This window comes from Nostoc sp., assembly GCF_036919815.1.
In the GTDB taxonomy this organism is placed as follows: Bacteria; Cyanobacteriota; Cyanobacteriia; order Cyanobacteriales; family Nostocaceae; genus Nostoc.
In genome coordinates, this window is sequence record NZ_JBALCE010000029.1 from 1 (window position 1) to 5,554 (window position 5,554).

General features: G+C 41.1%; 7 protein-coding genes and 1 pseudogene. 3 read left to right on the forward strand and 5 right to left on the reverse strand.

What is annotated here, in order from left to right; all coding sequences use genetic code 11:
- The first annotated feature begins 168 nt into the window (after nt 1-168).
- Complete coding sequence (locus V7K15_RS08060) at nt 169-684, forward strand: DUF29 family protein (RefSeq protein WP_334904636.1); 516 nt, start codon at nt 169-171, stop codon at nt 682-684.
- Nucleotides 685-965: 281 nt separating this feature from the next.
- On the opposite strand, the gene V7K15_RS08065 is transcribed toward V7K15_RS08060, so the two are convergent.
- The 3 genes from V7K15_RS08065 to V7K15_RS08075 all read right to left on the reverse strand — a co-directional run bounded on the left by V7K15_RS08065 (nt 966) and on the right by V7K15_RS08075 (nt 3,481).
- Nucleotides 966-1,178: a helix-turn-helix transcriptional regulator gene (locus tag V7K15_RS08065; protein ID WP_334904638.1), complete on the reverse strand. Its 213-nt coding sequence runs from the start codon at nt 1,176-1,178 to the stop codon at nt 966-968.
- A 590-nt stretch (nt 1,179-1,768) separates the two neighbouring features.
- The gene (locus V7K15_RS08070; protein ID WP_334904640.1) at nt 1,769-2,563 is read right to left on the reverse strand and encodes a peptidylprolyl isomerase; all 795 of its coding nucleotides are present in this window, start codon (nt 2,561-2,563) and stop codon (nt 1,769-1,771) included.
- 543 nt (nt 2,564-3,106) lie between these two features.
- Nucleotides 3,107-3,481: a c-type cytochrome gene (locus tag V7K15_RS08075; protein WP_292800338.1), complete on the reverse strand. Its 375-nt coding sequence runs from the start codon at nt 3,479-3,481 to the stop codon at nt 3,107-3,109.
- Between the two features lie 210 nt (nt 3,482-3,691).
- Here V7K15_RS08075 and petG point away from each other — a divergent pair, with 210 nt between their 5' ends.
- Nucleotides 3,692-3,805, forward strand: a complete 114-nt coding sequence (gene petG, locus V7K15_RS08080) for a cytochrome b6-f complex subunit V (protein WP_292800335.1) — start codon at nt 3,692-3,694, stop codon at nt 3,803-3,805.
- A gap of 18 nt (nt 3,806-3,823) precedes the next feature.
- Here petG and rsmD read toward each other — a convergent pair whose 3' ends face one another.
- Entirely contained in the window at nt 3,824-4,414 is a 591-nt protein-coding gene (gene rsmD / locus V7K15_RS08085; RefSeq protein WP_334904642.1) for a 16S rRNA (guanine(966)-N(2))-methyltransferase RsmD, read from the reverse strand.
- 76 nt (nt 4,415-4,490) lie between these two features.
- Complete coding sequence (gene hisH, locus V7K15_RS08090; protein ID WP_334904644.1) at nt 4,491-5,126, reverse strand: imidazole glycerol phosphate synthase subunit HisH; 636 nt, start codon at nt 5,124-5,126, stop codon at nt 4,491-4,493.
- A gap of 58 nt (nt 5,127-5,184) precedes the next feature.
- On the opposite strand from hisH, the pseudogene V7K15_RS08095 reads away from it, so the two are divergent.
- Nucleotides 5,185-5,434: pseudogene (locus tag V7K15_RS08095) on the forward strand (peptidase C15); the annotation flags it as partial.
- Nucleotides 5,435-5,554: the final 120 nt, after the last annotated feature.

A 5,554-nucleotide genomic window follows, 5' to 3' on the forward strand; every position in this document is an offset into this window, starting at 1 on the left:
CCTTCCCGAACTCAGAGGTGAAACGCTGCTGCGGCCACGATAGTTTAGGGGTAGCCCTACGCAAAAATAGCTCGATGCCAGGGATCATAATTTAAACTAAAACCCCCAAGCTTACATTATAGCTTGGGGGTTTTAGTTTATCCTGAATTTAGTATTGGATAAATCGCGATGACTCAAGAACTTTGGGATTTAAGGAAGTCTATTCTTGATGGACGTTATGATGATGCTTTAGTAATTGTTGATGAGTTGGAGTTAATGAGTCGAAAGAGTTATATCCGAAATATTAGAAGTTTTCTCATCAGGCTCATTATTCATTTAGTTAAAAATCAGGTTGAACAAAGATTAACTAATTCCTGGGCAGCTTCTATTAAAGGCTCGATTTTAGAAATTCAAGATTTAAATTTACAGGATAATAAGACTTCTCATTATGTGAAACAAAGTGAATGGGAGGATTTGCTGGATGCTGCTTATGATGCAGCAATCGATCATGCATCTGCTGAAATTTTTGATGGTTTGTATACACCTAAGCGACTGCAAACAATGCTAGAAAAATCACTAATTGTCTCTATAGCAAAAGATTTTTTAAATTTGACTTATACTAATTCTCAAAAGTCTTTGCCTGGTGCTATTGATGAGATGTTGATTAATTTACCTAGTGGTCAAGAGTGGGAAGAAGGTAAGTAAAAATGATTATCTGAGGGATTTGTAGTAAATTTATGACATTACCCACTATCACCCAAGAGGAACACTACCAAAGTCTGCCAGATAAAACCAGCTATCTTTAGTTACGCACTTACTAGCAGATTCAATAATGATGTTGCGAATTTCGGGTTGACTCATATACTATTCCTGTGACGAACGCCACAAAATTAAAGCACTAAAGCACTGTTGATGCTTGTAGTGTACCCACACGTCTGCACACCCTAACATATTAAGAACAGAATATGGATATTTGTAAAAATTACCTACTCTTCCACCACTTCCACCAATTCTTCTAAAGTTACTTCAAATGCACGGGTTATCTTATATACAACAGATAAGTCAACAGTATTGAGAGCGCCACGTTGAACATAACTTCTGACAGTGTTGTAGTTAACTCCAGAGCGGTCAGCAACATATCTTAATGTCCAAGCTCTCTCTTCAGCTAGCTCTCGAATGTTTAACTTAACGTAGCCCATCCTAAAATAGTTGACATTGATGCGTATGCATCAGATATTTTTTTGTACATAATAATGCGTATGCAACAAAAATTGCATACGTACACTAAAAGCGATCGCTATTCCTAACACATCCTACTTTGTGGGAGAGATTAACCTATAATATCAACCTCAAATAGTTATCCTTGGTGTATTATTCAGCAACTACCCAATATACAGCGCCTAGTAGTAGCTCGGTTTCATCGTCGGAATAATGCAGATGCCTATTTACAAATTCTTCGGCGACTATTACCTGCTGCAAGTCATGTAATTATTTTTGACTCAACAGTTTTAGAAATATCAGGAGAAGCCGAAAAGTCTTTGCTTGAGCAACTCGTATAAAGTTGGGGCGATGCGTCTCTCACCCTTCTCAACTTTGGAACAAACAGATTGGGTAAATCGGGAGAGGGCGCTAGTCTCGCCTCAATCCTATAAAATGTGATTGATCCCTTCACTCAACCTTCTCAACTTAGCCAAGTTCAGTAGAAGGGAATTCAAAAGTGACATCTTAATACACATCTGTGATCGCTAGCTTTGGTTTTGAAGCCAAGCATGAGAGTCACCTCCCATGCTTAGTTTAAAGGTTTATCGCCCTCTCCCTGTCGTCCCGCGTCCCCCTCCCCTTGTGGTGCAGACATGATTTGCTTTTGCTGTTCTTGTAGCCAGATTTCATAAAGTTCATTCAGTAGACGCCCTTTCATAAATTCATCCAGTTGTGCGGGGATAAATTTTTCCAGTCGCAAAATCACGAACCAGTCAGCGATGCGGGTAGGGGGCAATATCTGACCTGGTTGACTGCTAGAGAGCATTTGCACCATTACCGGATGTAGTGCATTCAGTTCAATCGGACCCACTAAACCGCCAGTTTGGGCTTCTGGTCCGAGTGAATATTCCCGCGCCAAGTCAGCAAAAGAATTTTCTTTTGCCTGAATCCGGAAGTAAAGTTCTTGGGCAATTCCCACATCCTGGGTTCGCAGTAGGGAATAAATTACTTTGTCTAGTTTTGCCTTGGACTGAAAAAAGTAAGATTCCAGTTTATTACCCCAAGTGGCTTGCTTGAATTTTTCAATTTTCAGCTTACGAGTGGTAATAACTTCTAGTTGTTCGGGAGTCAGCCTTTGATGTGCCATCCAAGCCTGGATGTCTTCTTCATTTTTGAACTGTTTTTCGGCGTAAAACTGCTGTTTAGCTTGGGCTACTTCCTCAGGTGTACATATTGCTACATTCGTGGAGCGTGAGTTTTGCTCTATCGCCTCATCAATGAGCAATTCGCGCTGCAACTGTGGGAGCATTTGGTAATTTGCCAGTAAGGAAATCAGTTCACTAACTGTGATTGTACGATTACCGATTTGGATCGCTTCAGTCATTAGCTTTCGGGCATCTCAAGAATATCTAGTTTGTTAAAGAAGCTATACCGTAGCCTATTCACTGGGGGCTTTTGTCTTAATCCTACCGAGTTAGATACGCTAACCTCACTTTCGCAATAATTAATTAAACAGTGACTTGCTAACATACTTTAAAATATACAGTTTATATGAGTTTTTATCAAAGATTCTACGTAAATATGACCAGATGTGAAGACAAGGACAAAGGAAAATGACTAATGCCAGTTCTCACCACTGCAACGCCAGAAGACGAAGTTATCAGACTGAGCTAGGGTGCTTTGAGATAACCCTCTCCTAACAAAGGTGTTTTTAGTTAAGCAAAAATACTCACTCTAACTCTAGCTTTGTTTACATTCTGAAGGTGCGCCCCGCACATGGACTGCTGGTGACAAGCTGCGCTTGCCTTGGAGATTTACAAATTCTCGTCCTCTATTAAAATTTCTCAAAGATGGAAAAAGGCAGCATTGGATGTGCTGCCTTTTTCCACGAGGGATTTATGTATCCCGCAACCAAAAATTCTAATGTCTACAACGACTCTAAATAGTTTAAAAGATCCGCCATTTCTTGGACACTAGGTTGGAATTTTGGCATTGGCGGTGTTTCGCCACTGATCACTTGATGAATCAGTCCATAGCGAGACTTGTGCTTTGAAACAGCTTGCAAACTCGGTCCCACTCGCCCATCTGCTTCCAAGCCATGACAACCAGCACAGTTAATTTGAAAGATCGCGTGTCCTTGAACTGGGTTTCCTGTTAAGGATAGAACACTCTTGACGTATGGATCGGAGGCTTGAACCAACTGAACACCAAAAAAGCCCAAAGGGACTGCTAGCAGTATGGCCAGCGTCAATAAAACGATTCGCTGAATCAAAATTTCAGGTTTGGTAATCTGGTTATCCAAAAGGTTTGCTGTGAAAGTCTAGGTGTGCTAGAAAGTTTTCATTTCCTACACATAGCTTAAAAGTTCTTGATTGTGTCTGCAAGCACAGAAGACTATTTTCTTGTGAGCAGTCGCCCTTTAAAAAGGGTGTAGGGCGCAGGATTCATACCAAATTTGGTAAAATAAAAAACAGGCAACGAATATTTAATAATTACAAAGAGGAGATTTACAGTGGTTGAACCCCTGCTATCAGGTATTGTCCTTGGTCTAGTTTTCGTCACCCTCGCCGGACTATTTTACGCTGCCTATCAGCAATACAAGCGCCCCAATCAGTTGGGAGGGTGAGGAGTTAGGAGTTAGGAGTTAGGAGTTATGTTGTTCTTCATCTCCCTTATCTCCCCCTGCTTCCTCACTCCGAATTTTGTAGAAAGTAAGTGATGTGTTGCCGTAAATTTTTTTGCGGCAAATTTCCCAAGCGGGAATCTGTGCCGGTGTCCAACTTTGTGAGGCGTGTTCAACTGCGATTTCGCCATTAGGATCTAAAAGTTGATAGTGAGCGATCGCTTCTAATACTGGCTGGTACAATCCACTGGCATAAGGTGGATCAAAGTAAATTCTATCGAATTGCTTGCCTGATAAGGTCTTTAATTGCTGGGTAATATCTCCCTGCAATACCCAAAATTTTTGTTCGGCATTAGATACTTGCTGCCAATTTTGTTCGATGGTGGCACAGGCTCGGCTCGATTGTTCAATTCCCACTACTAGGTTGGCTCCTCTACACAAAGCCTCTGCGCCCATTGAACCACTACCAGCGCACAAATCTAGCCAGTGGCAACCTGCAATTTGTCCCTGCCAAATATTAAAGACTGCCTCTCTTACCCGCGCACTGGTGGGTCTAGTTTCTTTTCCTGGTAAAGTTTTTAGCTGGCGATTGCCGTAAATTCTCAGACTCATTGGTTATTAGTCATTAGTTATTAGTCATTGGCCATTAGTCTTAGACAAAGACAAAGAACAAATGACAAACATAGTGTTAGGCAGGAATTTTCTCACGGACTTGAGCAACAAAATTAGACAGGATTTGCAATCCGATATTAGAAGATTTTTCAGGGTGAAATTGGACTGCCATCAGGTTTTCGTAGGCGATCGCAGCTGTTATGGTTTGAGTACCGTGAGTGACGGTTGCTGCACGGATTAGCGGGTCTATTGGGTCAACATAGTAGGAATGGACAAAATACACCCAAGGATCGGACGGTAAATGCTCCCATAAAATACTTTTTGGCTGAGTCACTTCCAGTTGATTCCAACCCATGTGAGGAATAGTGATATCAGGTTCTGGACGAAACCGCCGCACTTTGCCTTTGATAATTCCCAGTCCTGGTTGGATACCTTCTGCACTTGATTCAAAAAGAATTTGCAATCCTAAACAAATTCCTAAGAAAGGTTTACCAGATGCGATCGCTTCTTTAATCGGTTGTTCCAAACCACGCGATCGCAGGTGTTGCACTGCTGGATCAAATGCTCCAACTCCCGGCAGGACTATTGCATCTGCCTGCTCTAATTCCTTTGGAGAATAAGTAACATTAGGAGTTGCCCCAGCTTTTTCCAAGCCTTTGCAGACTGAGTGCAAATTTCCCATCTCATAATCTACGACTGCAATAACTGGCATTTACCTGCTCCTTGTAAATTTATTATGGAGGGTTTTTCTATTCTAAATAATATTTGTTATGAAGAAAAGAATTCTATTAACTTCTTTTGAATTTGGCTAAAGGATCAACAGTCGAATTCTGATGATGATTTATTACTTGAAGTTACCAAACTTGAGTTGATACCCCATGACTTAATTTTTTACGCCAGTTACCCGTAGATGTGCAACTTGCCAGTGAGCGGGGAATTCCAAAAATCAATGCAATCCAACCTGATTACATCATCTGTTGTGACCAGGCTGCAAGCCGTACACAATTAAGTAGAGAGTCTTTTATTCAGTGCTGGATTACCTGTGTTAGAGGATGAATGAACAAGTATTGGGCGAATAGAATTCGCTACTACACAAACTCTCGTCTTCCTCCGTGGACTAATACAAAATCAAATGTTTTT